This window comes from Brevibacillus sp. Leaf182 (assembly GCF_001423865.2).
Taxonomy (GTDB): Bacteria; Bacillota; Bacilli; order Brevibacillales; family Brevibacillaceae; genus Brevibacillus; species Brevibacillus brevis_C.
The window spans coordinates 25,038-51,917 of sequence record NZ_LMPN02000008.1 but is presented as its reverse complement, the minus strand read 5'-3'; the positions used below and the strand labels follow the sequence as shown (position 1 = coordinate 51,917).

26 protein-coding genes and 23 tRNA genes are annotated in these 26,880 nt (G+C 46.6%); 19 read left to right on the top strand and 30 right to left on the bottom strand.

The window, feature by feature from the left end:
- Positions 1-272 precede the first annotated feature (272 nt).
- The 29 genes from ASG16_RS00880 to dnaA form a co-directional block, all read right to left on the bottom strand.
- Positions 273-357: transfer RNA gene (locus ASG16_RS00880), tRNA-Leu, on the bottom strand.
- A gap of 8 nt (positions 358-365) precedes the next feature.
- Positions 366-439, bottom strand: a tRNA-Arg gene (locus ASG16_RS00875).
- Positions 440-459: 20 nt separating this feature from the next.
- A tRNA-His gene (locus ASG16_RS00870) sits at positions 460-535 on the bottom strand.
- 29 nt (positions 536-564) lie between these two features.
- Positions 565-638, bottom strand: a tRNA-Trp gene (locus ASG16_RS00865).
- 1 nt (position 639) lies between these two features.
- Positions 640-716 (bottom strand) — tRNA-Met (locus ASG16_RS00860).
- 24 nt (positions 717-740) lie between these two features.
- Positions 741-829: transfer RNA gene (locus ASG16_RS00855), tRNA-Ser, on the bottom strand.
- 8 nt (positions 830-837) lie between these two features.
- A tRNA-Gly gene (locus ASG16_RS00850) sits at positions 838-911 on the bottom strand.
- A 7-nt stretch (positions 912-918) separates the two neighbouring features.
- Positions 919-1,000 (bottom strand) — tRNA-Leu (locus ASG16_RS00845).
- A 16-nt stretch (positions 1,001-1,016) separates the two neighbouring features.
- Positions 1,017-1,093, bottom strand: a tRNA-Pro gene (locus tag ASG16_RS00840).
- A 32-nt stretch (positions 1,094-1,125) separates the two neighbouring features.
- Positions 1,126-1,199, bottom strand: a tRNA-Arg gene (locus tag ASG16_RS00835).
- A gap of 6 nt (positions 1,200-1,205) precedes the next feature.
- Positions 1,206-1,281 (bottom strand) — tRNA-Gly (locus ASG16_RS00830).
- Between the two features lie 8 nt (positions 1,282-1,289).
- Positions 1,290-1,376 (bottom strand) — tRNA-Leu (locus ASG16_RS00825).
- A gap of 31 nt (positions 1,377-1,407) precedes the next feature.
- A tRNA-Lys gene (locus ASG16_RS00820) sits at positions 1,408-1,483 on the bottom strand.
- A gap of 8 nt (positions 1,484-1,491) precedes the next feature.
- A tRNA-Gln gene (locus ASG16_RS00815) sits at positions 1,492-1,566 on the bottom strand.
- An 18-nt stretch (positions 1,567-1,584) separates the two neighbouring features.
- Positions 1,585-1,669: transfer RNA gene (locus ASG16_RS00810), tRNA-Tyr, on the bottom strand.
- A 47-nt stretch (positions 1,670-1,716) separates the two neighbouring features.
- Positions 1,717-1,792, bottom strand: a tRNA-Thr gene (locus ASG16_RS00805).
- Between the two features lie 14 nt (positions 1,793-1,806).
- A tRNA-Phe gene (locus tag ASG16_RS00800) sits at positions 1,807-1,882 on the bottom strand.
- Positions 1,883-1,917: 35 nt separating this feature from the next.
- A tRNA-Asp gene (locus ASG16_RS00795) sits at positions 1,918-1,994 on the bottom strand.
- Between the two features lie 25 nt (positions 1,995-2,019).
- A tRNA-Val gene (locus ASG16_RS00790) sits at positions 2,020-2,095 on the bottom strand.
- Between the two features lie 33 nt (positions 2,096-2,128).
- Positions 2,129-2,202 (bottom strand) — tRNA-Glu (locus tag ASG16_RS00785).
- A 7-nt stretch (positions 2,203-2,209) separates the two neighbouring features.
- Positions 2,210-2,285, bottom strand: a tRNA-Asn gene (locus tag ASG16_RS00780).
- Positions 2,286-2,302: 17 nt separating this feature from the next.
- Positions 2,303-2,378, bottom strand: a tRNA-Ala gene (locus tag ASG16_RS00775).
- Positions 2,379-2,422: 44 nt separating this feature from the next.
- Positions 2,423-2,499 (bottom strand) — tRNA-Ile (locus tag ASG16_RS00770).
- Positions 2,500-2,719: 220 nt separating this feature from the next.
- Positions 2,720-4,645, bottom strand: a complete 1,926-nt coding sequence (gene gyrB, locus ASG16_RS00765) for a DNA topoisomerase (ATP-hydrolyzing) subunit B (RefSeq protein ID WP_056495708.1) — start codon at positions 4,643-4,645, stop codon at positions 2,720-2,722.
- Positions 4,645-4,932: an extracellular matrix regulator RemB gene (remB, locus tag ASG16_RS00760; RefSeq protein WP_007720118.1), complete on the bottom strand. Its 288-nt coding sequence runs from the start codon at positions 4,930-4,932 to the stop codon at positions 4,645-4,647. The genes gyrB and remB overlap by 1 nt, the downstream gene beginning before the upstream one ends.
- 11 nt (positions 4,933-4,943) lie before the next feature.
- A complete protein-coding gene (gene recF, locus ASG16_RS00755; RefSeq protein WP_012683787.1) occupies positions 4,944-6,062 on the bottom strand; it encodes a DNA replication/repair protein RecF in 1,119 nt (372 codons plus the stop codon).
- Positions 6,063-6,078: 16 nt separating this feature from the next.
- Positions 6,079-6,294, bottom strand: coding sequence for a S4 domain-containing protein YaaA (gene yaaA / locus ASG16_RS00750; RefSeq protein WP_012683786.1), 216 nt, complete (start codon positions 6,292-6,294; stop codon positions 6,079-6,081).
- 32 nt (positions 6,295-6,326) lie between these two features.
- A complete protein-coding gene (gene dnaN / locus ASG16_RS00745; protein ID WP_048035487.1) occupies positions 6,327-7,466 on the bottom strand; it encodes a DNA polymerase III subunit beta in 1,140 nt (379 codons plus the stop codon).
- 207 nt (positions 7,467-7,673) lie between these two features.
- A complete protein-coding gene (gene dnaA, locus ASG16_RS00740; protein WP_085965027.1) occupies positions 7,674-9,059 on the bottom strand; it encodes a chromosomal replication initiator protein DnaA in 1,386 nt (461 codons plus the stop codon).
- A gap of 559 nt (positions 9,060-9,618) precedes the next feature.
- On the opposite strand from dnaA, the gene rpmH reads away from it, so the two are divergent.
- The 17 genes from rpmH (at position 9,619) to ASG16_RS00650 (ending at position 24,801) form a co-directional block, all read left to right on the top strand.
- Positions 9,619-9,753, top strand: coding sequence for a 50S ribosomal protein L34 (gene rpmH, locus ASG16_RS00735; RefSeq protein WP_007720125.1), 135 nt, complete (start codon positions 9,619-9,621; stop codon positions 9,751-9,753).
- Positions 9,754-9,915: 162 nt separating this feature from the next.
- Entirely contained in the window at positions 9,916-10,884 is a 969-nt protein-coding gene (locus ASG16_RS00730) for a nucleotidyltransferase family protein (protein ID WP_056495718.1), read from the top strand.
- A 140-nt stretch (positions 10,885-11,024) separates the two neighbouring features.
- Positions 11,025-11,405, top strand: coding sequence for a ribonuclease P protein component (rnpA, locus tag ASG16_RS00725; RefSeq protein WP_015894104.1), 381 nt, complete (start codon positions 11,025-11,027; stop codon positions 11,403-11,405).
- A gap of 4 nt (positions 11,406-11,409) precedes the next feature.
- Positions 11,410-11,634 (top strand): membrane protein insertion efficiency factor YidD, encoded by a 225-nt coding sequence (yidD, locus tag ASG16_RS00720; protein ID WP_205669431.1) that lies wholly within the window; start codon positions 11,410-11,412, stop codon positions 11,632-11,634.
- Positions 11,635-11,672: 38 nt separating this feature from the next.
- Positions 11,673-12,431, top strand: coding sequence for a membrane protein insertase YidC (yidC, locus tag ASG16_RS00715; RefSeq protein ID WP_056495723.1), 759 nt, complete (start codon positions 11,673-11,675; stop codon positions 12,429-12,431).
- Positions 12,428-13,057: an RNA-binding cell elongation regulator Jag/EloR gene (gene jag / locus ASG16_RS00710; RefSeq protein WP_056495726.1), complete on the top strand. Its 630-nt coding sequence runs from the start codon at positions 12,428-12,430 to the stop codon at positions 13,055-13,057. Before yidC ends, jag begins: the two co-directional genes overlap by 4 nt.
- A 288-nt stretch (positions 13,058-13,345) precedes the next feature.
- Positions 13,346-14,722, top strand: a complete 1,377-nt coding sequence (gene mnmE / locus ASG16_RS00705; protein ID WP_056495729.1) for a tRNA uridine-5-carboxymethylaminomethyl(34) synthesis GTPase MnmE — start codon at positions 13,346-13,348, stop codon at positions 14,720-14,722.
- A gap of 16 nt (positions 14,723-14,738) precedes the next feature.
- Entirely contained in the window at positions 14,739-16,637 is a 1,899-nt protein-coding gene (gene mnmG, locus ASG16_RS00700; RefSeq protein ID WP_056495732.1) for a tRNA uridine-5-carboxymethylaminomethyl(34) synthesis enzyme MnmG, read from the top strand.
- Between the two features lie 11 nt (positions 16,638-16,648).
- Positions 16,649-17,365 carry a 16S rRNA (guanine(527)-N(7))-methyltransferase RsmG gene (gene rsmG, locus ASG16_RS00695; RefSeq protein ID WP_048035483.1) on the top strand — a complete coding sequence of 239 codons (717 nt, stop codon included), beginning with the start codon at positions 16,649-16,651 and terminating at the stop codon, positions 17,363-17,365.
- Positions 17,366-17,526: 161 nt separating this feature from the next.
- Positions 17,527-17,733 carry an MgtC/SapB family protein gene (locus ASG16_RS31470; protein WP_255412968.1) on the top strand — a complete coding sequence of 69 codons (207 nt, stop codon included), beginning with the start codon at positions 17,527-17,529 and terminating at the stop codon, positions 17,731-17,733.
- A gap of 198 nt (positions 17,734-17,931) precedes the next feature.
- Positions 17,932-18,225, top strand: coding sequence for an MgtC/SapB family protein (locus tag ASG16_RS00685; protein WP_241970663.1), 294 nt, complete (start codon positions 17,932-17,934; stop codon positions 18,223-18,225).
- Positions 18,226-18,859: 634 nt separating this feature from the next.
- On the top strand, positions 18,860-19,714 hold the full coding sequence (noc, locus tag ASG16_RS00675; RefSeq protein ID WP_048035481.1) for a nucleoid occlusion protein: 855 nt from the start codon (positions 18,860-18,862) through the stop codon (positions 19,712-19,714).
- 504 nt (positions 19,715-20,218) lie between these two features.
- Positions 20,219-20,977, top strand: coding sequence for a ParA family protein (locus ASG16_RS00670; protein WP_015894094.1), 759 nt, complete (start codon positions 20,219-20,221; stop codon positions 20,975-20,977).
- A complete protein-coding gene (locus ASG16_RS00665; protein ID WP_056495739.1) occupies positions 20,974-21,819 on the top strand; it encodes a ParB/RepB/Spo0J family partition protein in 846 nt (281 codons plus the stop codon). The genes ASG16_RS00670 and ASG16_RS00665 overlap by 4 nt, the downstream gene beginning before the upstream one ends.
- A gap of 15 nt (positions 21,820-21,834) precedes the next feature.
- Positions 21,835-22,989, top strand: coding sequence for an aminotransferase class V-fold PLP-dependent enzyme (locus tag ASG16_RS00660; RefSeq protein ID WP_056495742.1), 1,155 nt, complete (start codon positions 21,835-21,837; stop codon positions 22,987-22,989).
- A gap of 30 nt (positions 22,990-23,019) precedes the next feature.
- Positions 23,020-23,733 (top strand): DUF554 domain-containing protein, encoded by a 714-nt coding sequence (locus ASG16_RS00655; protein WP_056495745.1) that lies wholly within the window; start codon positions 23,020-23,022, stop codon positions 23,731-23,733.
- 168 nt (positions 23,734-23,901) lie between these two features.
- On the top strand, positions 23,902-24,801 hold the full coding sequence (locus ASG16_RS00650; protein WP_056495880.1) for a diacylglycerol/lipid kinase family protein: 900 nt from the start codon (positions 23,902-23,904) through the stop codon (positions 24,799-24,801).
- 90 nt (positions 24,802-24,891) lie between these two features.
- Here the strand turns inward: ASG16_RS00650 and yyaC are convergent, their stop codons facing one another.
- Positions 24,892-25,497 (bottom strand): spore protease YyaC, encoded by a 606-nt coding sequence (gene yyaC, locus ASG16_RS00645; protein ID WP_048035477.1) that lies wholly within the window; start codon positions 25,495-25,497, stop codon positions 24,892-24,894.
- A gap of 214 nt (positions 25,498-25,711) precedes the next feature.
- Between yyaC and ASG16_RS00640 the strand changes: the two genes are divergently transcribed.
- Positions 25,712-25,993 carry a putative Se/S carrier protein gene (locus tag ASG16_RS00640; RefSeq protein ID WP_056495748.1) on the top strand — a complete coding sequence of 94 codons (282 nt, stop codon included), beginning with the start codon at positions 25,712-25,714 and terminating at the stop codon, positions 25,991-25,993.
- Entirely contained in the window at positions 25,990-26,865 is an 876-nt protein-coding gene (locus ASG16_RS00635; RefSeq protein WP_056495751.1) for a mechanosensitive ion channel family protein, read from the top strand. Before ASG16_RS00640 ends, ASG16_RS00635 begins: the two co-directional genes overlap by 4 nt.
- Positions 26,866-26,880 lie beyond the last annotated feature (15 nt).

Genomic DNA, 26,880 nt, shown 5'->3' with positions numbered 1-26,880 from the left:
CCTCCAATAAAGTTTGTTACTGGTTCAAAGCTGGCAAATCATTTAATGATAGACTCATTAACGCTTTCGCTGTTCAGTTTTCAAAGAGCATTTTCGCACTATATTCAGTGCAGGTCTTTAATTTATCACACTCAACCTTCAAAGTCAACAACTTTTTTAGTTTTATGTGATTTGTTCTACTCAGTTAAACTTGTGTGTTTCGTGAGTAGATTCTTAATATAACACATTAGCTTTCATTAATCAAGAGGTTTTTTCAACCTCATTAAAATTAATGGTGCGGTCGGCGAGACTCGAACTCGCACGGGTCGCCCCGCCACCCCCTCAAGATGGTGTGTCTGCCAATTCCACCACGACCGCATGTAAAACGTCTCAGGAGAGGTTCGAACTCCCGACCGTCCGCTTAGAAGGCGGATGCTCTATCCAGCTGAGCTACTGAGACATATTGTAGTTATAAAAAAATGGGGCGATCGATGGGACTTGAACCCACGAGTGCCGGAGCCACAATCCGGTGCGTTAACCCCTTCGCCACGACCGCCATAATGTATACGTTTTAAAAATGTTCCTTGGCAGGGGCAGTAGGAATCGAACCCACACCAAAGGTTTTGGAGACCTTCGTTCTACCGTTAAACTATGCCCCTATGGTAGCGGTGGAGGGGATCGAACCCCCGACCTTTCGGGTATGAACCGAACGCTCTAGCCATCTGAGCTACGCCGCCATAATTATTCGTAATAAAAAGAAGTGGCGGAGGGAGAGGGATTCGAACCCCCGTGAGCTTGCACTCTAACGGTTTTCAAGACCGCCCCGTTATGACCACTTCGGTATCCCTCCGCAAAATATGGAGCGGGTGATGGGAATCGAACCCACGCGACCAGCTTGGAAGGCTGGAGTTCTACCATTGAACTACACCCGCTTGAATATGGTGCCGGTGAAGGGACTTGAACCCCCACGGTTTCCCTCACGATTTTGAGTCGCGCGCGTCTGCCATTCCGCCACACCGGCATATTCATTTGAAACATGGTCGGGAAGACAGGATTCGAACCTGCGACCCCTTGGTCCCAAGCCAAGTACTCTACCAAGCTGAGCTACTTCCCGATTATAGTTCTTCACTTTTTAAGATGAAGATGCGTGCCCTGAGAGATTCGAACTCCCGACCTTTTGATTCGTAGTCAAACGCTCTATCCAGCTGAGCTAAGGGCACATATTATGGAGCGGACGAAGGGTCTCGAACCCTCGACCTTCGCCTTGGCAAGGCGACGCTCTACCAATTGAGCTACGTCCGCATGTTTTTTGGTGCGGTCGAGAGGACTTGAACCTCCACGGTGTTGCCACCACTAGAACCTGAATCTAGCGCGTCTGCCAATTCCGCCACGACCGCATATAAAATTCAATCTCTCGTTTTTAAAAACTGGTGAGCCATGAAGGACTCGAACCTTCGACCCTCTGATTAAAAGTCAGATGCTCTACCAACTGAGCTAATGGCTCTCGAAAAATGGCTGGGGTACTAGGATTTGAACCTAGGAATGACGGAGTCAAAGTCCGTTGCCTTACCGCTTGGCTATACCCCAATAGCCATGAAGTAAAGATGGTGGGGAGAGACGGATTCGAACCGCCGAACCCGGAGGGAGCAGATTTACAGTCTGCCGTGTTTAGCCACTTCACTATCTCCCCAAGCTTGTCCTTCAAAAGCAAACCTTATTCAACTTTCAAAGAAAAAGTGGTGCCGGCAATAGGACTTGAACCCACAACCCCCTGATTACAAGTCAGGTGCTCTACCAATTGAGCTATACCGGCGTGTATTGTATAAATGGTGGCTCGGGACGGAATCGAACCGCCGACACGAGGATTTTCAGTCCTCTGCTCTACCGACTGAGCTACCGAGCCTCAAGCGTAATTATTTCGCCATCGCTTGAGAAAAATGGCGGAGCTGACGGGACTCGAACCCGCGACCTCCGGTGTGACAGACCGGCGTGAACTCCAACTTCACCACAGCTCCATGTAAAACGTTCAGTTGTTAAAAGTGGTGGAGGCTGACGGGATCGAACCGCCGACCCTCTGCTTGTAAGGCAGATGCTCTCCCAGCTGAGCTAAGCCTCCAGGACCCCTGCGATTGCAGGGCGTTTTACTAGGTGACCCGTAGGGGATTCGAACCCCTGTATGACAGCGTGAAAGGCTGCTGTGTTAAACCGCTTCACCAACGGGCCGTTTCAATGGCTCCTCGGGACGGACTCGAACCGCCGACCGATCGGTTAACAGCCGATTGCTCTACCAACTGAGCTACCGAGGAATAATCATATTTTAGAATGGTGGAGCTGAACGGGATCGAACCGATGACCTCCTGCTTGCAAGGCAGGCGCTCTCCCAACTGAGCTACAGCCCCATTCTAGCGCTTTCATGACTCGGTTGTCACATCAGCTATGTAAGTGGTGGGCCTAGGCTGACTCGAACAGCCGACCTCACGCTTATCAGGCGTGCGCTCTAACCAACTGAGCTATAGGCCCGTGATTACTTCCGGAACTTAAATCTATCACACTTTTAAATTCATTGCAATAGAAAATTTGATTTTTTTTATTGCGTGGGTGAACTTTTTTGTGAAATTCTGGTTTAACAAAAGCACATTCTATTATAAGTCATGTTCATCGTATATTTCAAATGTGTTTTCAGAATTTCATTAAGAAAAAGCTTGCCCGGTAGAGGACAAGCTTTTTCTTCGTTCCAAATTTAAATATCAAGATCGCGTACGTTTGCCGCGTATTGTTCAATAAACTCCCTGCGAGGCTCTACCTCGTCACCCATCAGTGTCTCAAACACCATATTGGCATCCATAGCATCCTCGAGATCTACCTGAAGCAACGTACGGACTTCTGGGTCCATCGTAGTCTCCCACAATTGATCCGCGTTCATCTCACCTAGTCCTTTATAGCGTTGGACGTTAGGCTTCGGTTGAGCCTTCAAGGTAGCGAGTACCTCATCACGCTGCTTGTCGGTATAAGCATAATGCAACGTCTTCCCTTGCTTGATGCTGTAAAGAGGCGGCTGCGCAATATAAATATACCCCGCTTCAATCAACTGTTTCATGTAACGGAAGAAGAACGTCAGCAGAAGCGTACGAATATGTGATCCATCGACGTCGGCGTCCGTCATAATGACGACTTTGTGGTAACGTGCCTTTGAAATATCAAAGTCTTCACCAACACCCGTTCCCAAAGCCGTAATAATGGCACGGATCTCGTTGTTGCCGAGAATTTTGTCCAGACGTGCTTTTTCTACGTTCAATACCTTCCCGCGAAGCGGAAGAATAGCTTGGAAATGACGATCGCGTCCCATCTTCGCAGAACCGCCCGCAGAGTCACCCTCTACAATGAACAGTTCAGATTCGGATGCGTCCTTGGAAGAGCAGTCCGCCAGTTTACCCGGCAAAGCACTTACTTCCAGCGCACTCTTGCGACGAGTCATTTCACGCGCTTTACGAGCTGCCTCACGGGCACGAGATGCCATGAGCGCTTTTTCCACAACCTTTTTGGCTACACCCGGGTTTTCTTCCATGAAGGTGTTAAAACGGTCACCGAAGACAGACTCGGTAATGCTACGCGCTTCCGAGTTACCCAGCTTCGTTTTTGTTTGTCCTTCAAACTGAGGCTCTTGGATTTTTACGGAGATAATCGCGGTAATGCCTTCACGCACATCGTCCCCGGAAAGATTCGGATCCTTTTCCTTCAGGAAGTTAAACTTGCGGCTGTAGTCGTTGATAACACGTGTAAGAGCCGTTTTAAATCCGGTTTCGTGAGTACCGCCCTCATGCGTGTTGATGTTATTGGCAAAAGAGTAAATGTTGCTCACATAGCTGTCGTTGTACTGAAGGGCAACCTCCACGACAAGACCTTCTTTTTCCCCTTCGCAATAAATCACATCATCATGCAGAGCTTCCCGGTTTTTATTCAAGTGTTCTACGAACTGGATGATACCGCCCTCGTAGCAGAAGGACTCTTCCTTCTGCTGATCTGGACGTGTATCTTTCAGCGTGATACGCAATCCTTTGTTCAGGAACGCCAGCTCGCGAATACGTTTTTGCAAAATATCGTACTCAAAAACGGTTGTTTCGGTAAAAATAGTCGGGTCGGGCTTGAAGGTTACTTTTGTTCCCGTTTCATCGGTCTCGCCTACGACAGCAAGATCGGCATTCGGTGCACCTACAGTAAAGCGCATGTAGTATACCTGATTATTTTGTTTAACCTCGACTTCCATCCATTCGGATAGCGCGTTCACTACCGAGCTACCTACCCCGTGAAGACCGCCGGACACTTTGTATCCGCCGCCGCCGAATTTACCACCGGCGTGCAATACAGTCAAAACGGTTTCAACTGTGGATTTCCCGGTCTTTTCATGAATGCCAGTCGGGATTCCTCGACCGTTATCGGTTACAGATACGGAGTTGTCTGGATGAATGACCACCAAGATCTCGTCGCAATAACCGGCCAGCGCCTCGTCAATGGCATTGTCGACAATCTCCCATACCAGGTGATGCAAACCCCGGCTGCTGGTCGACCCGATGTACATGCCGGGACGTTTCCGAACTGCCTCTAACCCTTCCAGTACCTGAATCTGACTCGCATCGTAGTTTGTATCTTTCGTCGTCACTTGATCCACTACTCTGTCAACTCCTCCACTTCAGCTTGTACAAAGGGAAACTGATCCAAGCTGTCCACGAACTGAGCGCGTCGCTTCAGCGTCAGAGAAGAAATAGGTGAACAGTAAATGGCGTTCTGGGTGATTACATAAGACTTCGTTTCTTCCTCGCTATGATCAACAACTGTCTTACTTTTTTCAAGCAAGAACGCTTTATTGATTTTTGAGGATTTCACAGTCTGATGATCGAGAATGGAAATGACTTCCTTCGTGCTCACCACAGTATCTCCACCAATGTGAATAAACATCCCTGTACCCCCTACCTTTCTCCGGAGATTTTCCCTTCCCTCACGTAAAAACGAGAGGCTTGCTGGAGAACCTGATGCTTTAAGCCTTCCACACCTGTGGTACTTACAAACGTCTGTACTCGATCCTGAATGGTTTCGAGCAGCAATGTTTGCCGATGTTCATCCAACTCTGACAAGACATCATCCAACAACAAAACGGGGTATTCTCCCACTTCTTCTTTAATCAGCTCAATTTCGGCTAATTTAATGGACAGCGCACTGGTGCGTTGCTGTCCCTGGGAACCATACGTTTGCACATCCATGTTGTTCACTTTAAGTGAAAAATCATCACGGTGTGGCCCAATTAGGGTGCTCCCCCGCATGATTTCCCGGTCGCGAACCTCTTCGTAGGCAGCAAGCATTTTATCTACAGCCTGATCTATCGTCATCTCTTCTGTAACGGGAGATGAGTTAACGTAATGCAAAGAAAGTCTTTCCCTGCCATCGGTAATGCCGGTGTGGATTTCCTGTGCCCACGTCTCCAGCTTCCGAATGAACTCAAAACGCTTCCGTAACAATTTTACCGCTAAATCGGCTAATTGGGTATTCCAAATTGCCAGCATTTCCAGCGAGTTACTTTTTTTCATGGCCAAATCCTTTAAAAGCTGATTTCGCTGGGCCAGCACTTTGTTGTAATTGCTCAAATAATAAAGATACGTAGGTGAAACCTGACCGATTTCCATATCGATGAAGCGTCTGCGCTGGGCAGGTGCGCCTTTGACAATGGAAAGATCCTCGGGTGCAAACATGACGACATTCAATGCCCCCACATAGGCGCTCAGCTTTTGCTGTTCCATTCCGTTGATTTTGGCCCGCTTTCCCTTGGTTGTCAACTGCAGCTCTAAACGAACAGAACCGTAGCGACGAAGAACATCGCTACGGATCGTGGCATAATCGGCATCCCAGGAAATAAGCTCCTTGTCGCGGGGCGTTCGGTGGGATTTGGCGAGTGCCAAAACATAGATCGATTCGAGAGCATTCGTTTTCCCTTGAGCGTTGTTGCCAATAAACAACTGGATGGGACCGTCAAACGACAGGGACATCGTTTCGTAGTTGCGATAATTGGTTAGCGACAGGTTCTTGAGAAACAAGAATCACGCTCTCCTCTCAGGGGCGTACCACTTGATAGCGACCATAGCCTTCAATCGCCACTTCATCGCCAGGATATAGCTTGCGTCCACGTCTGTTGTCCAGCTCTCCATTGATCTGGATCGGAACCTCAGCCAAAAAAGCTTTGGCCATTCCCCCCGTGTCAATAATTTCAGCCAGCTTCAAAAATTGGCCGAGAGCAATATAGTCTGTGCTAATGGAAACCTCACGCATGGCTTGGCTCCTTTCTTTTACGTAAAAACAAATTAGTACGTACGAACCGGTAAAATCAAATGGAGCATCCAGTCATGATCGGTCGGACGAATCACAAATGGACTCATCGGGCCGCTAAAGCTCGCTTTGATTTCCGCGCTATCGATTGCTCGCAGCGCATCGATCATGTATTTGGCGTTGAAAGAGATTTTCAATTCTTCGCCATTCATTGCTTTTGGCATCAAAATGTCCGTTACTTTCCCGATTTCAGGTGCATTGGACGTAATTTCGACGGTTCCATCAGGCATCGTAACGAGCTTGACTACGTTCGATTTGCCTTCGCGGCTGAGCAGGGAAGCACGCTCGATGGATTGCAAAAACTCCTTGGTGCTAACGGTGATCTCCGTTTTGCTTCCTTGTGGAATAATTCTGGTCGTGTCCGGATAGGTTCCTTCCAAGAGACGGGAATAGAACAGGATATGCTTAGACTTCACCAAAATTTGATTGTCCGCAACAACGATATCCGCGAGGTTTTGGTCGTCATCTAATATTTTTACCAATTCATTGCAGCTTTTACCCGGAACAACCACGTTATGGAAAGAAAGATCCTCTGGGCATTCGACCATTGCAGTACGGCTAGCCAAGCGATGGCTGTCGGTTGCTACAAAACGCAATTTGCCTTGATCAAGCGACCACATCAAACCGGTCAAGATCGGACGCATTTCGGAAGTGGAAACACCAAAAACAGTCTGGCGAATCATTGCCTTCAGTAAATCACAGGGAACACTGAAGACTTTATCTTCTTCCAGATGCGGCAGTTGTGGATATTCGTTGGCATCCATTCCGTTAATGGTGAACTCAGCTTGTCCGGAACGAATTTTGGTTACGAGACGATCATCAACTTGAATGTCAATTTCATTGCTTGGCAGCTTGCGTACGATTTCGCTGAAAATACGTGCCGTTAATACAATGCTACCAGGTTGATGTACGGTTACTCCCCATTCTCCGGCTTCTTCTAGCGGGATTTGAACTTCAATAGACACATCAGAATCGCTTGCTGTCAGTGTCAAACCTTCATCATCGGTTTTGATTTTAATCCCAGTCAAAATTGGAATCGTAGTTCTGCTAGAAACTGCTTTGCTAACATGCGATACGGCGTTCGACAGCTTTTCACGCTGAACGGTAATATGCATCGACGTGAGCCTCCCTCTCCGGCGCCATTATTTTTGGTTGGAATCTGCATAATGGCTGCGCCTTTATCATAACTTATTAGGATAAATCTTTTTAACAGAAGTAGTAATAGGGCCTGTGGATTTGTGGATATGTGGGTCCATTACGTAAAAGAGAGCCTATACACATGTGGGTAAGTTGTGTATAGGCTTTTTGCGTTATGCACAGGTTTAATGGTTTGCTTTTAACTTTTCAATGAGCGACTGAATAGTTGTTTGCATATGAGGGTCATTTGCCAGCGCACGAGAGATTTTCTCATGGGCATGGATGACTGTCGTATGGTCACGGCCGCCAAATTCATCACCGATCTTCGGCAAGGAGGCATCCGTCAGCTCTCTGGAGAGATACATCGCAATCTGACGTGGGAAAGCGACGGTTTTTGTCCGTTTTTTCGCCTTGAAATCCTCTAGTTTCAGGCTGAACGCTTCTCCGACCGTTCGTTGGATGTCCATAATGGTAATCACGCGTGGGCGAGAGGAAGGAATGATGTCTTTCAGTGCTTCCGCTGCCAGTTGCGTGTCGATATCGCGATTAATCAAGGAGGAGTAAGCAACGACACGAATCAGTGCGCCTTCCAGCTCGCGGATGTTGCTGTCGATCTGGTTGGCGATGTACGCCATTACCTCATTAGGGATATCGAGATTTTCTGCTTTCGCCTTTTTGCGCAAAATCGCAATCCGCGTTTCGAGATCTGGCGGCTGAATATCAGTAATCAGTCCCCATTCGAAGCGTGAGCGGAGGCGATCCTCCAGTGTCGGGATCTCCTTAGGAGGTCGATCAGAGGAGATGATGATTTGTTTGCTTTCTTCATGCAAGGCATTGAACGTATGGAAAAACTCTTCTTGTGTCGATTCCTTGCCTGCCAAAAACTGAATGTCATCAATTAAAAGAACGTCAACACTCCGGTATTTATTGCGGAATTCGACGGCTTTGTTGTCACGAATAGAGTTGATGAATTCATTGGTGAATTTCTCAGACGACAAATAGACCACTTTCGCCGATGGGTTGTGTTGAATGACATAATGGCCAATTGCATGCATTAAGTGGGTTTTGCCAAGTCCGACTCCTCCGTAAATGAAGAGGGGATTGTAAGCTTTCGCAGGAGCTTCAGCAACCGCAAGCGATGCGGCGTGAGCGAATCGATTCCCTGAGCCGATGACAAACGTGTCAAAGGTATATTTGGGATTTAAGATACTGGGTGGCTGGTCATCCGCGACTGTTGGCGGTTCGCTCATTTTCACCCGTGGGGCAGGTTGTTCGTCGGCAAAAGCCGCATCAGGATTTTGCATCGCGACGAACTTTACTTTCATATTGATACCCGTCACTTCATATAGTGTATCGGTAATCAGTTGTGCGTACCTGGTTTCTAGCCAATCACGAGCAAAGTCGTTTGGTGCGACGACAATCAGTGCATCCTCTTCTAATGTAGTTGCCTTTGTCGCCTTCAGCCAGGTATCAAAACTGGGTTTGCTTAGCGATTTTTCTATCTTGGCGAGTACTTTGCGCCATAGTTCGCTAATCGCTGCATCCAACCAGAATCCCTCCCTCTGGACCATCCGAAAAATTGATGAAACACCGATCCATAATGATCGAGAAAAAGTGCAAAAACCTGCTATGTTGTGACTTAATTGTCAACACAGCCGTTTGGAGCGACTGTGGATAAAAAAAGTCGAAATATAGGGATTCCGCTCGTAGAAGTGAAAAAAAGCAGACGGTTATCCTCAATCCTGTGAGTAACGACATACACATAGGAAAGAATCTGTCCACAAACTTATCCACACCCTGTGGAAAAACCGATTTACGTATCGGAGTTATTCACGCTTCAAAACAAAAACATAATAACAGATATAAGGCATGGTATCAATGGTTTTTTCATACTTATCCACAAACACAACTTCTGGTACTTGCCACATATTCACATCCCTATATTTTGTGTACAAGCTGTAGATAAACTTGTCGAAACCTGTTTTTGTGGATAAAATGATATCCACAGGTCTGGGAAATAGTTTTATGGGGATATTTGCCTTGGTAATGAATTTCCACTGTCACTTGACTTTTTAGGCATATGTTCTTATAATGCAAAAGAATGTCTTGCAAGACGGAGGTGTATACGTAATGAAACCATCTTTCAACCCTAACAACCGCAAGCGCAAAAAGGATCATGGATTCCGTAAGCGCATGAGCACAAAAAATGGCCGTAAAATTTTGGCTGCTCGTCGTCAAAGAGGTAGAAAAGTTCTTTCCGCTTAGGCCACACTTTCAGTGGCCTTTTTGTTTGTCTACGTATGTCTGAAAATTCTTTGTTCTTATAAAAAGAGGAAGGCTTTCTCCGATGTGGGAACCTTTTGAGGGGTAATCGTTACCTAGCTACCGAAAATCCTACTATTTTATTGAAGAGACAGGAGGGGGCCGATGGAGCAAAGCAAGGACTTCACCGACTTTTTTGTATCGTTGGCGCGCGAGTTTCTGGATGAATGGCCTCTCGCCAGCCTGGTATGTGCCTATGCTGGTGGATCTGTCGGGAGGGGAGAAGCGGACGCATATAGCGACCTCGATTTACACATCTTTGTGGAGGGAGAAGGTGATCCTTCCTGCGAAAATCGTCTGTTTAAAGGGCATGTGATACAGTTGCAGGTTCAATCTGCTCCTACAGATGAAGAAGTATACGAGAATCCGTGGGCATGGCGTTTCTTAAAGGAAGCGAAGGTTGTACTGGACCCAGGGGATCGTTTCACTTCCTGGATGAACGACATGTGCGCCTATATGGATTCCCCGGCTGGAAAAGCGAAAATGTTTGCACAGGCAAAAGCGGAGGTAGATTCGTTCCACGAAGAGGCGCAGGCTGCCTTAATGGAAGGCTTTCCTTACTCCGCTTATTTGGCTGCTTGGGCAGGATGGATCGGGGCGCTGCAAATGAGTGCTGTCTTCCAGGGGCATTCATTGAGTGATGCACAGTTGTATCAGGTGGTTCAGAAAGCAAGATGTTCAGATGGTATCGGTTGCTTTTTTCAGGAGACATACATGAGTAATCAAGATGTACAGGATGCGCTCATGCTATTGACGGACTATCGGGCTCACCTACGGTCAATAAATGAGGGGATCGAGTTTGCTCTGGCGACTGAAAATGATTGGTTAGTAAAGAGGAAGGTTCAGAGATTGCAGGAGAGAAGTCAGCTTGATATGGCCGGGTTTTTATTATTTTCAGAGGCGATCTGGCTATATCATAGCGTGGATTCTGATGAATGGCTGGAGAATCATTGGGCAAAGCTGCCTGTCAAGCTTTCCTTGTCCCTTCCCAAATTGGGCTTTTTCCAAGCAGATGAGCAAATGCTCTCTGACTTGCGCTATGCCAGTGCAGAAATCATAGCAGAGCTTGGCTAATCGCATGCATTTTTCCACTGAATTTTTGATTTTGTTCTAAACCGAGTATACTTAGGGGAAAAAAGTGGACGAAACAAGGATATACTGGTAGATGCTGTGTACGTTTTCTACTATAATTGTGATGTTAGGGGTTGTTTACCTTGCATCGTTCACACCGGCTCAAAAAAAATGAGCAATTCCAAGCTGTGTTTCAACGAGGAAGTTCTGCTGCTAATAAGCAGTTTGTCTTGTATTCAGCAAAGCAAGAGGGACAAGCAGCTTTTCGCGCTGGAATTTCCGTCAGTAAAAAAATTGGCAATGCTGTTGTCCGCAATAGAGTCAAGCGGCTTATACGCGAAGCAGTAGCTCGAATGGAGTCTGATATTCCAGTCGGTCTCGATCTCGTCATCATCGCCCGTCCGGGTGTGGAAGCGATGACGCTTGAAGCCATTGAGCAATCTCTGTTACATGTGATGAAGCGAGCCAAAGTGATCAAACAGGCACCCGTACATAATGGAAAAAGAGATGGAAAAAGAGGGTGAAACGATGATGGTGAAGATCATGGTTTGGTTGATTCGGGGATACCAACTGATGATTTCTCCGTATAAACCACCTTCATGCAGATTCGCGCCCACCTGTTCTCACTATGCAATCGAGTCGATTCGTCGATTTGGAGCGTGGAGGGGAGGATGGTTGGCCCTTCGCCGCATCTTGAAATGCCATCCGTTCCACCCGGGCGGGTATGATCCAGTCCCGGATCAGCACAAATAAGATTACCTCAATTGAAGCGGGGAAAAGGAGGATCACCCTTGAGTAGACGTACACTCAGCATTCTTATGCTGACTATGCTGGTTCTAGTTTTGTCGGGCTGTAACCCCCAAGCTGCTGCACCAATTGGCCCTGACGCAACCGGCATTTGGGACAAGTATTTTGTCTATCCACTGTCCTGGCTAATTAAAGAGAGCGCATTGATACTCGGAAACAACTACGGTCTGGGTATCCTGGTTGCAACGATCATCATTCGAATCATTGTGCTTCCATTGATGGTCAAGCAAATCAAGAGCTCCAAGAAAATGCAAGAGATTCAACCGGAGATGCAAAAGATCCGTGAAAAGTACAAAAATGATCCACAAAAGGCGCAAGCGGAAACAATGGCTATGTTCCAGAAGAGCGGTGTCAATCCGTTGGCTGGATGCTTGCCAATGTTGGTACAAATGCCGATTTTGATCGCGTTCTACCATGCGATCATTCGTACAACCGAGATTAACTCGCAAACGTTCTTGTGGCTGACGTTGGGACAAAAGGACCCGTACTACATCTTGCCAATCATTGCTGCGATTACGACGTACCTGCAATCCAAGATGATGGGTCAGGCAACACAAGGAAATCCACAAATGCAAATGATGATCATCATGATGCCGCTGATGATTTTGGCGATTGCCGTTACATTGCCATCAGCGCTGTCTCTGTACTGGGTATACGGTAACCTGTTTACCATTGTACAAACTTACTTCCTGTATCGTGATAAAGGTAATATGCCTACTCCTAAGGGGGGAGCCTCCAAGTGAAAAAGGTGGTAGCTACGGCAAAAACGATCGACGATGCTGTGCAAAAAGCTTTGCTGGAATTGGGAGTGCCGCGTGAGCGGGCAACGATCCAAATTCTAGAGGAACCAAGCAGAGGATTGTTTGGACTGATTGGGGCAAAGGACGCTAAAGTGCAAGTAGAATTTCACTTTGATCCGGTTGCACAGGGACGTGACTTTCTTCAAGACGTTTTGTCGAACATGAAGGTGAATGCCAAAGTGGAGACGCGTACAAATGAAGAGGGCATGCTGTTTGACATCCAGGGAACCAATCTGGGAATCATTATTGGCCGCAGGGGACAAACTCTTGATTCATTACAGTATCTCGTAAACGTCGTAGCGAACCGTCATGCGGACAAACATGTACGTATCACTCTGGATGCCGAGAATTACAGGCTACGTCGCAAGGAAACATTGGAGCAGCTCGCAGATCGTGTGGCGAAAAAAGCGTTATCGACCAAACGGGATGTACGTCTAGAACCAATGTCTGCTGCGGAACGGAAAGTAATCCACGCCTTTTTGCAAAAGAGAGCGGATGTGGTTACCTTCAGTGAAGGAGACGAGCCAAATCGTTATATCGTGATTGCACCGAAAGAAGCCTCTCGCTAGGCTTCTTTTTTTTGCCTGAATTCAAGTGAGCAAGCGACGACATTTTGAACAATCTCTTCAAAAAGTTGTCCACTGTGGATAATTGACCAAATGGTTGAGGATTTGCGAAAATGATTATACTGTGGATAACCAAAATGGACAGCAGCCTTGGAGATAGGGTTGCTTTTTCCTATTAGGTGTTTAGTCAGACGGATTGGCTGCACTTTCTTTTGGAATTTTTCTAGACGATCTGTTATGCTAGTAAGTTAGTGGCTGACTTGTAAGAGTGGAAAGCTTGAGGTGAACAGCATGAAATTCGATACAATAGCGGCGGTCGCTACACCGATGGGTGAAGGCGGTATTGCCGTGATCCGAGTAAGCGGTACGGAAGCGATCGAAGTTGTGGATAAGATATATAAAGGAAAGCAGCGGTTGTCCACTGTGGATAGCCATACGATCCATTATGGGCACTTGTATGAGCCAAACACAGGTGAACGAGTGGAAGAGGTACTGGTTTCCGTAATGAAGGCTCCTCGTACATTTACGAGGGAGGATGTAGTTGAGGTAAACTGTCACGGAGGAATCGTTTCCGTTGAGAAAGTTCTGGAGTTAATCTTGGATAATGGAGCAAGATTGGCGGAGCCAGGTGAGTTCACAAAGCGTGCGTTCTTAAACGGACGTGTCGATTTGTCTCAGGCCGAGGCCGTCATTGATTTGATCCGGGCGAAAACAGACAGAGCGATGAAGGTCGCATTGAATCAAGTAGAAGGGAAGCTGTCCAGGCTCATTCGGCAGCTACGCCAAAACTTGATTGAAGCGATGGCCCATATAGAAGTAACACTGGACTATCCAGAGCATGACGTTGAGGAGTTTACACAAAATTTCTTGCGAGGAAAGTGCCTGGAGGTTAAAGGTGAAATCCAACGACTGTTGCAGACCGCACAGCAAGGGAAAATTTTGCGTGAAGGCTTGTCGACCGCGATTATTGGACGTCCGAATGTAGGGAAATCCTCTCTATTAAATAGTCTGGTCCAAGAGGAAAAGGCGATTGTGACTGACGTTGCGGGAACGACACGCGATGTCATCGAAGAGTATGTCAATGTGCGCGGGGTTCCTTTGCGACTCATCGATACTGCAGGAATCCGCGATACAGAGGACATCGTGGAGAAAATCGGGGTAGAGAAGTCCAGACAACTGCTGCAAAAGGCTGACCTCGTGTTGCTCGTGATCAATTACAATGAGCCTCTCTCCGCTGATGATTATGCGATTTTTGAAGCAGCAAAAGGGTTTCATGTGATTGTGATTGTTAATAAATTTGACCTGCCGCAAAAAGTGGATTTGGAAGAGATCAAGCGTCATTTCCCTCAGCAGCCGTTGATTATGACGTCTGCGCGTGAGGAAACGGGGATCGATCTTCTGGAGCAGGCTATTGGGGAGATTTTCTTCAGTGGCCGTGTGCAGCAGGATGACCTGACCTACGTGAGTAACGCGAGACATATTCAACTGCTTCGTCAGGCAGAACGAGCCATAGATGAAGCGCTTGGTGGAATCGATGATTTCATGCCAGTAGACATGATTCAGATCGACATTAAAAAGTCGTGGGAGCTGCTTGGAGAAGTCATCGGAGAAAGCGTCGGCGAAGATTTGATTGACCAGATTTTCTCCCAGTTCTGTCTGGGTAAGTGATAGAGGAGGACAAAAAATGAACGTTGTACCTGCATATGAAGCTGGCTCGTTTGACGTCATTGTCATTGGTGCGGGTCATGCCGGTGCGGAAGCGGCTTTGGCGGCTGCACGTATGGGCTGCAGTACATTACTGTTGACGATCAACCTGGATGCTGTGGCGTACATGCCATGTAATCCTTCCGTAGGTGGTCCGGCAAAAGGCCACGTCGTACGCGAATTGGACGCGCTTGGTGGAGAAATGGGACGCAATACCGATAAAACTCATATCCAGATGCGGATGCTGAATACAGGTAAAGGACCTGCTGTGCATGCTTTGCGCGCGCAAGCAGACAAATTTGCGTATCAGCATGAAATGAAGAAAACGATTGAAAATACTCCGAATTTGATCCTGCGTCAAGCGATGGTGGAAGAGCTGATCGTGAACGATGGAGTCTGTGAAGGGGTTATTACGCAAACTGGTGCGCGATACATGGCTAAATCCGTTGTATTGACGACTGGAACCTATTTGCGCGGAAAGATCATCCTCGGAGATCTCCAATACGAAAGTGGACCGAACAACATGCGTCCGTCCATTCGTCTGGCACATCATTTGAAGGAACTCGGTTTTGAAATGACACGCTTCAAGACAGGGACGCCTCCACGTGTTCATAGCAGCAGCGTGGATTTCTCCAAAATGGAGATTCAGCCTGGTGATCCGGTACCGCGTGCTTTTTCTTATGAAACAACGGAATTTATTATGGATCAGCTTCCTTGCTGGCTGACCTATACAAATGAAGAAACGCATGGACTTATCAATAGCAATCTGCATCGTGCACCGATGTATTCGGGAATGATCGAAGGAACAGGCCCGCGTTATTGCCCTTCGATTGAAGATAAGGTAGTTCGTTTTAACGATAAGCCGCGTCACCAAATTTTCTTGGAGCCAGAAGGACGCAATACCGAAGAAATGTATGTGCAGGGCTTGTCAACCAGCTTGCCGGAGGATGTTCAGCTTTCCATGCTGCGCTCCATGGCTGGAATGGAAGAAGTCAAAATGATGCGCCCTGGTTATGCGATTGAGTATGATTCGATCGTGCCGACGCAGCTCTGGCCTTCTTTGGAAACCAAAACCTTGCCTGGCTTGTTCACAGCAGGACAAATCAATGGTACCTCTGGTTATGAGGAAGCAGCGGGTCAAGGTCTCATGGCAGGAATTAACGCAGCTCGCCGCGTACAAGGGAAACCACCCGTTATTTTGGGACGAGAAGAGGCGTACATCGGTGTCTTGATTGACGACCTTGTTACGAAAGGAACGCATGAGCCTTATCGTTTGCTTACTTCTCGTGCAGAATACCGGTTGCTGCTGCGTCATGACAATGCGGACTTGCGCCTGACGGATATCGGCCATGAAATTGGTCTGATTAGCGAAGAGCGCTACAAGAGATTTAATCAAAAACGCGAGCTGATCGAGCAAGAAAAAGAACGTGTGGCAAACACACGCGTACGTCCTGAAATGGCACATGTCCAAGAGGTTTTGCGCAACGCAGGCTCTCCTGAACTGACAGATGTCATCGAGCTGGCTCAACTGCTGCGTCGTCCGGAAATCAACTACAGCCACATTGCTCAAATGGTCCCTGCACCAGAAGCACTGCCCGAGGATGTGACCGAACAGGTTGAAATCCAGATTAAATACGATGGCTACATCAAAAAGTCATTGCAACAAGTAGAGCGGATGAAAAAAATGGAGGAGCGCCGCATCCCAACGGATATTGACTACCACCAAATCTCCGGTTTGTCCAAGGAATCCCGCGACAATATGACCAAAATTCGTCCGTTGAATATCGGGCAGGCGGCTCGTATCGCAGGAGTTACTCCAGCAGACATTTCCGTGTTGATGGTATATCTGGAGTACAAACGCGTGGGAGTAGCCGAGTAAGGAGAAAAGCTATGACGAAAGAACAGTTTGCCGAGGTACTTGCAGCCCAGGGGATTTCTTTGACGGATCGTCAAAAGGATCAGTTTGATCATTTTTTCCGCCTGCTAGTCGAATGGAATGAGAAAATGAATCTAACGGGAATTACCGAAGAGGGGCAAGTGTACAACAAGCATTTTTATGATTCGATTACGCCAGCTTTTTACTTCCCATTTGACCAGGTGCAATCAGTTGTAGATATCGGTGGGGGCGCAGGCTTTCCGAGCATTCCTTTGAAAATTTGCTTCCCACATCTGAAAATGACGATCATTGATTCCCTGAACAAGCGTATGAGCTTTTTGCAGCATGTAGCACAGGAGCTGGGTCTGGAGAACGTGAATCCCGTACATGGGCGTGCTGAGGATCGTGGGCAAGAAGCGGTTTATCGGGAAAAATTTGATCTCGTAGTGGCACGTGCTGTTGCGAGACTCAATCTGTTATCGGAGTTCTGCCTTCCTTTTGCCAAAGTCGGAGGACACTTCGTCGCTCTCAAGGGAGCGGAGATTACTCCAGAGCTTGCTGAAGCGAAAAAGGCAATCAAGACGCTTGGTGGAAAGACGAGAAAGGTCGAGACATTCCAGCTTCTAGAGGAAGCGGGAGAGCGTAACATCGTCATCATGGAAAAAATAGAAGCGACTCCGAAAAGCTATCCGCGCAAGGCAGGAGTTCCTGCGAAAAAGCCGTTAGTGTAGGAGTCAGTCATAAGAGAGGGTCGTAGCCACGTGCTGCGGCCTTTTTTTGAATTGAAAGTAGTCTCTCAGGTTAGCTTCTTGGATCATGGAGTCTACAACTTGGCATATACATAGTACTAGCTCCTTCGAAAGAATGACATCGTATGAGAGGTTATTAGACTATGCAAGCAGCAGTACTTTCCTCCTTTTTTCCGCCAGAGCTCCCGACCATATTGCTTCGGCTTTTTCATGCTTTTCTAGCAGGTGCCATCATGGGATGGGAGCGAGAGAGATTTATAAAGGACGTGAGTAGGCAAAGAGGTGCTGGTTTTCGAACGTATAGTCTCGTTTGCTTTGGTTCATGTCTTTTTGGACTAGCTTCCATTTAACGTGAAAGAAAGTTTAAACTTTTTGGAGCGCATAACAAGGTACCTCAGCGTCCGCATCTGGCATAACCTCGGTAAAACTTTCCACAAAAACGCGGTCGCTCCTCCATGAATAGACTTCGATAGGAGTTTTTATATGGTTTTTCTTCGAGTGGCGTAAATCATGATCCAGGGAGGGTAGCTGCACAAGTCGTAACGGGCATGGGATTTTTGGGAGCCGGAGCTATTATCAAATTCAATGATACGGTGAAAGGCTTGACGACAGCAGCAGGGATGTGGGTTGCTTCAGCGATTGGTCTAATGTTCAGTGCAGGGATGTATGTCGCTGCGATCGTTGCCGCGATTTTTTCGTACCTGACATTAGACTTTCATAGACTTTTTCCTCGATTGTTTTCTGTCACCAAGATTTCACATCCTACTGATGAGAGTATCGGAAGTGATGAGAGGCCAAAGCACCGTGACGATCACGATTTTTATGTCGAAGATCATAATTGATGTTTCACGTGAAACGTTTTTCGTTAGCAGGAATTGGACGAATCTTGCAGAATTACATATATATAAATGAACCTGAAGAAAGCGTGTAGGAAAAGAAGATTAGGTCAAAGGCAATTTTACAAACCGACCGGATGGGCAAGAAGAGTCTGTTAAGCAGTATGTACTATAGGGCTTGTGAAGCTTTTTTAAAAGTAGATGCATGCTGTCTTTAACGATGTAAGAGGAGGACCTATGTAAAAAGAGTAGGACTAGACTCACTTACGACGCTAATATGCCATTTTTCCTTAGCAGCAACAATCAAAGAACATATTCAATCTGTCATATCCGGACAATGGATGGGCGAGGGATACAAAATGTTTCGAGGGAGATTCTGTCGTTGATTGGACAGGACCTTTTTCAGTTTCTAGGACGTATTCAAAAAGTTGTCTTTTCAGCACCAAGAAGGCGGCAAGAAGCTGAAAAAGGAGGAGCGGAATGTAGAGGAGCTACATGAGCACCGGGATTTCCAAGGTGAACACTTTCGTTGTTGTGCAATCTTTCAGGAATACTTCGTGATCAAAAATGACTTTTTGAACACCTCTTCAAAGACTTTAAAATAGCACGGATGGAACGGGTAGAAGTGGGGGATTTTTCTATGGCAGTTAAAGATTCATTTTCTCGGATTTTTGGCTTGACGGACAAGACAGATAATGAAGAAATCAAACAAATACCAGTTGAGGAGATTGTACCGAATCCATATCAGCCTCGTACTGTATTTGATGACGAGAAAATTGATGAGTTGTGTCAAACGATACGAACTCATGGGCTCATTCAACCGATTGTCGTGCGGGTTCGCGATGGTCGTTATGAATTGATTGCTGGGGAGCGACGTTTGCGCGCAACTAGAAAATTGGGCATGGAGAGGATTCCTGCGATTGTCAAAGAGTTTAATGACTCGCAAACAGCCTCTATCGCATTGATTGAGAATTTGCAACGAGAAGGTTTGACAGCCATTGAAGAGGCAGTCGCATATCAAAAGCTGATTGATTTGCATAATTTGACGCAAGAGAGTCTTGCTCAACGTTTAGGCAAAGGACAATCGACAATCGCAAACAAACTGCGCTTGCTCCATTTACCACAAGAAATTCAAGATGCATTATTGTCCAGACAAGTAACAGAGCGTCATGCAAGGGCTTTGATTCCGTTAAAAGATCCAGAATTACAAAATAAAGTCCTGCTGGAGATTTTGGAGCGGGAATGGAATGTGAAACAGACGGAAGTGCGCGTGAAGCAGCTTCTAGAATTGGCTGAGAACCCGAAATCGGAAAAAGATGCGAAGCCTCGTTGGAAAGCATTTTCAAGAGATACGCGGATTGCGATTAATACCGTTCGACAATCGATCGATATGGTGATCCAGACGGGCTTACCTGTAGAGACAGCGGAAGAAGACCTTGATGAATTCTATCAATTCACCATTCGTATTCCGAAAAACAAGGATACAGGGAAATAAAAGATGGTAACAAAAAGGGCGACAAGGTCGCCTTTCTTTTTGGGCAAATGTTGATTATTTATAGGAAAATGAGGCTTTCGGTAGCGTTTAATTTCCAGAAATAATCATTTTTCATAACAATCTGGGATAATCTGCATTTTTGGGACAAAAATAAGGCTTTTTTGTCCCACTGTCTAAAAAAAACAGCGTACGACCAAGCTGCAAATCTGATAACATGGAGAGTACCAACTTGTGCATACTTGCAGGTTTACTCGATAATAAATGAGGATAACTTTGTAGAGACTTTTTCGTCTTATCATGTACAGGCCATGTAAAGGTTGCTAAATGGCAGCGAATGAAGGAAATCGTATAAAAGATCATCGTTTTACAAGAATACGAGCAAACCGTAAATAGACTCGAATGACTAACTAGATGAGGATACAGAAGATGACTTTGAAAGACGTACTGGAGAGTGTACTGGTCAAGCCACAAGCTTTCCTACACGACAAAAAAGAGGTGGAGAAGTTGGGAAAAATCATTGCGGTTGCGAACCAGAAAGGCGGCGTCGGAAAAACGACTACGTCCGTCAATCTAAGCGCTTGTTTGGCCGCATTGGGGAAAAAGGTGCTGCTGGTTGATATTGATCCGCAAGGAAATGCAACCAGTGGAATCGGGGTAAATAAGGCAGATGTTAAGTACTGCATTTATGATGTCCTGATCAATGATATCAACCCTGTCGATGCGACTTTGCCAACTGAAATTGAAGGATTAATGATTATTCCTGCCACCATCCAATTGGCAGGTGCGGAAATCGAGTTGGTTCCTACGATTTCTCGTGAGGTTCGTCTGAAAAAGGCGCTGGAAGTAGTCAAGGACAAGTACGATTATGTCATCATTGATTGCCCGCCATCCTTAGGGATTTTGACTGTTAATTCTTTGACAGCATCTGATTCCGTCTTAATCCCAATCCAGTGTGAGTACTATGCGCTAGAGGGATTAAGCCAACTGTTGAACACCATTCGTTTGGTCCAAAAACACTTGAATTCACAGCTTGCCATCGAAGGTGTCGTGCTGACGATGCTCGATGCACGTACGAATCTCGGATTGCAAGTGATTGAAGAAGTGAAAAAGTATTTTCAGGATAAAGTATACAAGACAATTATTCCTCGAAATGTTCGCTTGAGCGAAGCACCGTCACACGGACAAGCCATCATTACGTACGATCCACGCTCACGAGGAGCGGAAGTCTATACTGATTTGGCGAAGGAAGTGGTAGGGGTATGAGTAGAGGCTTGGGAAAAGGGCTGAATGCGCTTATTACTTCCAATCTCATCGAAGAAGGGGAACAGGTAAAAGAGGTTTCCATCAATGAGATTCGTCCTAACCCTTATCAGCCCCGGAAAGAATTCGAGCAATCAGCTATCGAGGAACTAGCACAGTCGATCAAAGAGCATGGGATCATCCAACCGTTAATTGTTCGGAAAAGCATCAAAGGTTACGAGCTGGTAGCTGGGGAAAGACGATTGCGCGCTGCAAAGGTAGCGGGGTTAAAAGAGGTTCCGGTAGTAGTAAAGGCGTACACCGATCAGCAATTAATGGAGATTGCCCTGATTGAGAATCTGCAACGGGAAAATCTGAATCCTCTCGAAGAGGCCGAGGCTTACGACAAGCTGATTTCCCACCATGATTATACGCAAGAACAACTAGCACAAAAGATAGGGAAGAGTCGACCGCATGTAGCCAACATGCTGCGTTTGCTGCAACTTCCAGAGAAGATCCGAAAAATGGTTTCGGCAGCGGAACTATCTATGGGACATTCGCGAGCTTTGCTTGGGGTAACGGATAAGAAAGTACAACAACAGCTTGCAAATGACGTGGTGGAAAAAGGCTTGAGTGTTCGTCAATTGGAAGAGCTTGTGAAGCAGCTCAATGTTTCACGTGAAACAAAAAAGAAAAAGCCAACGAAAAACGAGCCAGTTTTGATCGAGATGGAGGAACGGCTACGCAGTCGTTTTGGAACAGCGGTCAAGATTAAAAAAGGAACAAAGCGCGGCAAGATCGAAATTGACTTCTATTCACAGGAAGACTTGGAGCGAATCATCGAGATGTTGAATATAGAGAAGTAAGTCCAGGAGGTAGTCATGGCGATCATCTATTTAGATAACGCAGCTTCTACATGGCCGAAGCCACCAGCAGTCAAAGAAATGATGGCAGAGGTCATCGAGGATTTTGCTGCAAATCCTGGCCGAGGTGGACATGCACTGGCGATGAAAGCGAGTAAAGCTGTGTTTCGGACACGGGTGCAAGTGTCGCGGTTGTTTGGGATTCAAAACCCGAATAACCTCTTTTTTTATCTCAATGCCACTCAAGCGCTTAATCAGGCGATAAAAGGATTCTTACAAGCAGGCGATCATGTTATTTCTTCGTCTGTTGAGCATAATTCGGTAAGACGTCCCATTGAGTACATGCGCAAAAACAACCAAGTAGAAGCTACTTTTATAGAGCCGAGAGAAGACCATCAATTCTATGTAGAGGATTTTGCCAAGGCAATTACGCCCGCGACACGGTTAATCGCTGTGAGTCATGCTTCCAATCTGACAGGTGTCATCCTGCCTGTAGCCGAACTGGGAAAGCTGGCAAAAGAGCATGGAATTACGTTTTTGGTGGATGCTTCTCAGTCTGCGGGTGTTTTGCCTATCGATGTAGAGGCAATGAATATTGATATGCTTGCTTTTCCTGGGCACAAAGGGCTGTATGGTCCACAAGGTACAGGTGGTTTGTACGTGAGCAGTCATATTGATCTCGAGCCCTTGATTCATGGGGGGACAGGCAGTCAGTCTGAAGCGATCGATCAACCAACAACTCGTCCAGACCGATACGAAAGCGGGACACTCAATACGGTTGGTTTGGCAGGGCTGCAAGCAGGCGTTGATTTTGTCATGGAAAAAGGTGTGGACAACATTCGTCAGCACGAATGGGAATTGGTGAAGCAAGCGATCATTGGGTTGCAGCAAATCGAGGGAGTACATGTCTACGGACCGGGGCTTGAGACCGAACGTGTAGGCGTGGTTGCTTTTAATATCGGAGAGGTAGATGCAGCAGAGGTGTCGTTTATCCTGGATCAACAATACGGGATTGCGACCAGATCGGGTTTTCATTGCACGCCACTGGGTCATCAGACTGTGGGTACCGAACAACGTGGAGCGGTTCGAGCCAGCTTTGGAATTTTCAACTCAGAGAAAGATGTAGAAGCGCTTCATAACGCTGTTCGGGAAATAGCAGCAGCGTTTGTGTAAGGGCAAGGCATCTGTAGGGGGACAGCGCAAGTGATCTTGCTGGGAACATTGGTCAACGCCGGAGCAATCATCTTAGGGGCATTGTTAGGCAGAATGTTGAAGCGAATTCCGGAGTCGATGCGACAAACCGTCATGCAAGGAATTGCTCTGGCTGTATTCGTATTGGGTATTAAAATGTGCCTGGGTTCGGATAATTTTTTACTCGTGATTATCAGTATTGTGCTAGGAACAGTACTAGGTGAATGGATTGGGATTGAAAAAGGTCTAAACAATCTGGGGCACTGGCTGGAGAGGAAAGTTGGGGGGAGCCAAGGCAGTATCGCCACTGGTTTTATCACGGGGACGCTGGTGTACTGTATTGGAGCCATGGCTGTACTAGGTTCATTGGACAGTGGTTTGCGTAACAATCACGAAGTACTGTTTATGAAAGCAATGCTAGACGGATTCTCTGCGATTATTTTCGCATCAACGCTAGGAATCGGTGTCATCTTTTCGGCAGTGCCCGTGTTTTTATATCAAGGCATGATTGCGTTATTATCTACGAGCATTTACAGTGTAGTGAGCGAAACGATGCTGAATGCGATCCTGGTAGAAGTAACGGCGGTAGGTGGCTTGATGATTATTGCCATTGGATTAAACGTTTTGGAGATCAAACAGATAAGGGTAGCCAACATGATGCCAGCATTAGTGATCGCAGCAGTCGGAGTTCCCTTTATCGATTGGATTTCAAAGCTGTTTTCATAGGTAGCACAGAGGCTCTTCCTTCGGGAGGAGTCTTTTTTTATGAAAAATCAACTATCATCGACAAAAATAGCATGCGATAATATGATACAAAAACTTGATTTGCAAGCAGGTATGGGTAAGTGGGACGGGACAGTACAAGTACGACAGCATGTTGGGGAGAGAAAGATGATGTTTGGTATAATCGTCAATCCTGTATCGGGCAATGGAACAGGGGTGAAAGTATGGAGGCAAATTGAGCCGACGCTACGACGTCTAGGAGCGTCTTTTCATGTCAGGTTGACATCAGGAGAGGGGGACGCCGAAAAATTATCAAAAGAGCTGATTCAAAAAGAGGGAGTAAAAAAAATCATTGCTGTCGGAGGGGATGGAACGGTCCGAGGCGTGATAAACGGAATATACGAATCGAATCAAGCATGCAGATTTGGATTGGTGCCGGCTGGTTCCGGGAATGATTTCGCTCGCGGGCATGGAATTCCGATGAAACCGTTACAGGCATTAGAGCGAATTCTGTCGGAAAAAGGGGAAAAGCGAATCGATCTGATTTTATTGAATGGAAAAGTAGCTGTGAATTCAATCGGAGCCGGATTCGATGCACAGGTAGCAAAGATAACGGATCAAGCTGTGTACAAAGCTTGGCTGAATCGGTACAAGCTAGGAGCGCTCGCCTACATTATATCGGTGATTCGCGTCGTACGTACGTATCAGCCACGTGACATCGTCCTGAACGTTGATGGTCATGAGGCTCGTTTAGAGGCTGTTTGGCTAGTTGTTGCTGCCAATATTCCGAATTACGGAGGAGGAATGCTGATTTGTCCCGATGCTAAACCGGACGACGGCATTGCGGACATTTGCGTAGTAGGTGGTATGAGTCGACTCGGATTGTTAGCTGCTTTTCCGAAAATATTCACAGGAGCTCACCGTCATCATCCGGGTGTCCGTTTTTATAGGGGCAAGCAGGTAACGATACAAGCAGCAGGGCAACTGCCTGTCCATGCAGATGGAGAAAGCGTAGCACCAACGCCGATCAGCGCCCAAGTGCTCGAAAAGCGCTTGACGATTTTTGTATAAAAAAAATAGACCTGTCATCCGTTAAGGGAGAGAACAGATCGAAAAGTAAGTTTTCCAAAGAGGGATGGAACCTTTTGCAGGGAAAAACGGTCAATCATATAAGACACTATCGAATCGACTAGGCGTAGAAGCCAGTGTTACGGCTTTTGCCAGTCCGGAAGCTATGATATCTGCCATGTTCATGACGATGGAGAGGCGGGTATTTTGAAGGACAAAATACTCCATAAATCCTCCTACGTTGACAATTCCGGTAATGTGGAAGCAACCAACAGGAGGCAGCTCTTTTTTTACACCAGCCCCTGGTTTTAGTGGACCATTAATTACATTGATGTTTCCGACGTGGCTAAATTGACCTAAACAGGCATCGACTGCAATGAGTGTAGCTGTCGGATGATTCGCGTGGATGAGCTCTAATTTTTCCTTAAGATTCATGGCGTGTACAGGGTCCTCAAGCGTTCCGTACACTTGCAAAAAACGAGGTGACTGTGCGATGAGCTTGGTTCCTACTAATGGGCCTAGAGCATCACCAGTAGAACGGTCTGTCCCAATACATACAATGACAAGGTCGTCATCGAACCGATTTAAGCGAAAGCGCTGCGCAAGGTGACCGGCGAGGTGCTCGTCTGCGTTTTCACTGCGGTATTCCACTTTAAAAGGTGGCAAAGAATAATCCTTGCGATTATCGGATGTACTCATGGAAACCCCCACTCTTGCCGACTTGGCTTAAACCAACCTGTAAAAGGTTATATAAAAGTATTCACAGTATCGTACCGATATGACATTTTTATACCTGCTAATGGGAAAGTTACGTAGGTTTTGAAAACTCAGCGAGGCTGGCATGCATGAAAGCGAACAGGTAAAATAAGAGGAGCCTATAGCAGTTTGTGTGAAAAAGATAAGGGGGAGTGAAATGGGAGGAGAGACAGTTCTGATCGCGTTTGATTCCACGCAGCAAGCCTTGCGGGCAGAAATGCTGCTGGAGTACGAAGATATTGAGATCGATACAAGACCAACGCCGAAAGAAATAACGGCAGGCTGCGCCCTTTCCATTGAGTTCCCACTGTCGGATTACTCACGAGCAAAAGCGATCATGATGGAGCAACAAGTGGTAATACGAGGATACTTCCGTCAGTTTTTTGGCCAGTATAGCGAGGTCGACCAAAACGGGGAGCAGAAGGAGCGGGAGGAATGAATCAGGCTGGTTTTTTTGAGAGAATTTATGCCCAAGTATATGCGTATGTGACCGATGCAGATATGTGGGTAAATATAGGGATGGCTGTACTGAAAATCGCAGCGATTATCCTGTTATCGCGAATTGTCGTTTCCGTAGTGCAATCAGGTGTCAATAAAGTGTTCCAGCACCGCCATGGAAGCAAGATTCAAATGGATCAACGCCGAGTAGACACGATGCGGGTTCTTGTCAACAATGTCGTGCAGTATGGCATTTACTTTTTGGCGATTCTCATGATCTTGCAGCTGTTGGGCATTGATTTGCGCCCTGTTTTGGTAAGCGCAGGGGTACTGGGGCTGGCAGTTGGTTTCGGGGCGCAGAGTCTCGTGCGTGATATCATTACGGGATTCTTCATTATTTTTGAGGACCAATTTGCTGTCGGAGACGTCGTAACGATCAACAATTTGACGGGCACGGTGCAGGAGATTGGTCTGCGCATTACAAAGGTGCGAAGCTGGACGGGTGAGGTGCACATCTTTCCAAACGGCACGATTAATCAAGTGACCAACTTTTCTTTGCAAAACACGTTAGCAGTTGTTGACGTATCTGTAGCGTATGAAGAAGATCTGAACCATGTTGAGTCTGTGCTCAAAGAAGTGTTGGCATCGGCTCAAACAGAATTGACGGATATCGTAGCTGAGCCGCAAATTTTGGGAGTACATGCACTGGGACCTTCCGAAGTCATCATCCGGGTTACGGCTGAGTGCAAGCCGAACACACATCACGGGGTCAATCGTAATTTGCGTGCGAAGATCAGAACGGAATTAACCAACCGAGGCATACAAATTCCGTATCCAAAAATCGTCGCGGTGTCTGGAAAGGGAACAGTGTAGAGAGGAGAAAGAGAA

Excerpts from the sequence above, each read along its gene's own strand:
- ASG16_RS00650 (WP_056495880.1), top strand. The coding sequence starts at position 23,902 with ATGTTTGGTATAATCGTCAATCCTGTATCGGGCAATGGAACAGGGGTG.
- ASG16_RS00730 (WP_056495718.1), top strand. The coding sequence starts at position 9,916 with ATGGAGCAAAGCAAGGACTTCACCGACTTTTTTGTATCGTTGGCGCGC.
- rpmH (WP_007720125.1), top strand. The coding sequence starts at position 9,619 with ATGAAACCATCTTTCAACCCTAACAACCGCAAGCGCAAAAAGGATCAT.
- ASG16_RS00640 (WP_056495748.1), top strand. The coding sequence starts at position 25,712 with ATGGGAGGAGAGACAGTTCTGATCGCGTTTGATTCCACGCAGCAAGCC.
- ASG16_RS00660 (WP_056495742.1), top strand. The coding sequence starts at position 21,835 with ATGGCGATCATCTATTTAGATAACGCAGCTTCTACATGGCCGAAGCCA.
- remB (WP_007720118.1), bottom strand. The coding sequence starts at position 4,932 with ATGTTTATTCACATTGGTGGAGATACTGTGGTGAGCACGAAGGAAGTC.
- yidD (WP_205669431.1), top strand. The coding sequence starts at position 11,410 with ATGATGGTGAAGATCATGGTTTGGTTGATTCGGGGATACCAACTGATG.
- ASG16_RS00665 (WP_056495739.1), top strand. The coding sequence starts at position 20,974 with ATGAGTAGAGGCTTGGGAAAAGGGCTGAATGCGCTTATTACTTCCAAT.
- yyaC (WP_048035477.1), bottom strand. The coding sequence starts at position 25,497 with ATGAGTACATCCGATAATCGCAAGGATTATTCTTTGCCACCTTTTAAA.
- ASG16_RS31470 (WP_255412968.1), top strand. The coding sequence starts at position 17,527 with ATGCAAGCAGCAGTACTTTCCTCCTTTTTTCCGCCAGAGCTCCCGACC.
- ASG16_RS00685 (WP_241970663.1), top strand. The coding sequence starts at position 17,932 with ATGGGATTTTTGGGAGCCGGAGCTATTATCAAATTCAATGATACGGTG.
- mnmG (WP_056495732.1), top strand. The coding sequence starts at position 14,739 with ATGAACGTTGTACCTGCATATGAAGCTGGCTCGTTTGACGTCATTGTC.
- ASG16_RS00635 (WP_056495751.1), top strand. The coding sequence starts at position 25,990 with ATGAATCAGGCTGGTTTTTTTGAGAGAATTTATGCCCAAGTATATGCG.
- rsmG (WP_048035483.1), top strand. The coding sequence starts at position 16,649 with ATGACGAAAGAACAGTTTGCCGAGGTACTTGCAGCCCAGGGGATTTCT.
- noc (WP_048035481.1), top strand. The coding sequence starts at position 18,860 with ATGGCAGTTAAAGATTCATTTTCTCGGATTTTTGGCTTGACGGACAAG.
- yaaA (WP_012683786.1), bottom strand. The coding sequence starts at position 6,294 with ATGCGTGAGGTTTCCATTAGCACAGACTATATTGCTCTCGGCCAATTT.
- dnaN (WP_048035487.1), bottom strand. The coding sequence starts at position 7,466 with ATGCATATTACCGTTCAGCGTGAAAAGCTGTCGAACGCCGTATCGCAT.
- dnaA (WP_085965027.1), bottom strand. The coding sequence starts at position 9,059 with ATGGTCCAGAGGGAGGGATTCTGGTTGGATGCAGCGATTAGCGAACTA.
- mnmE (WP_056495729.1), top strand. The coding sequence starts at position 13,346 with ATGAAATTCGATACAATAGCGGCGGTCGCTACACCGATGGGTGAAGGC.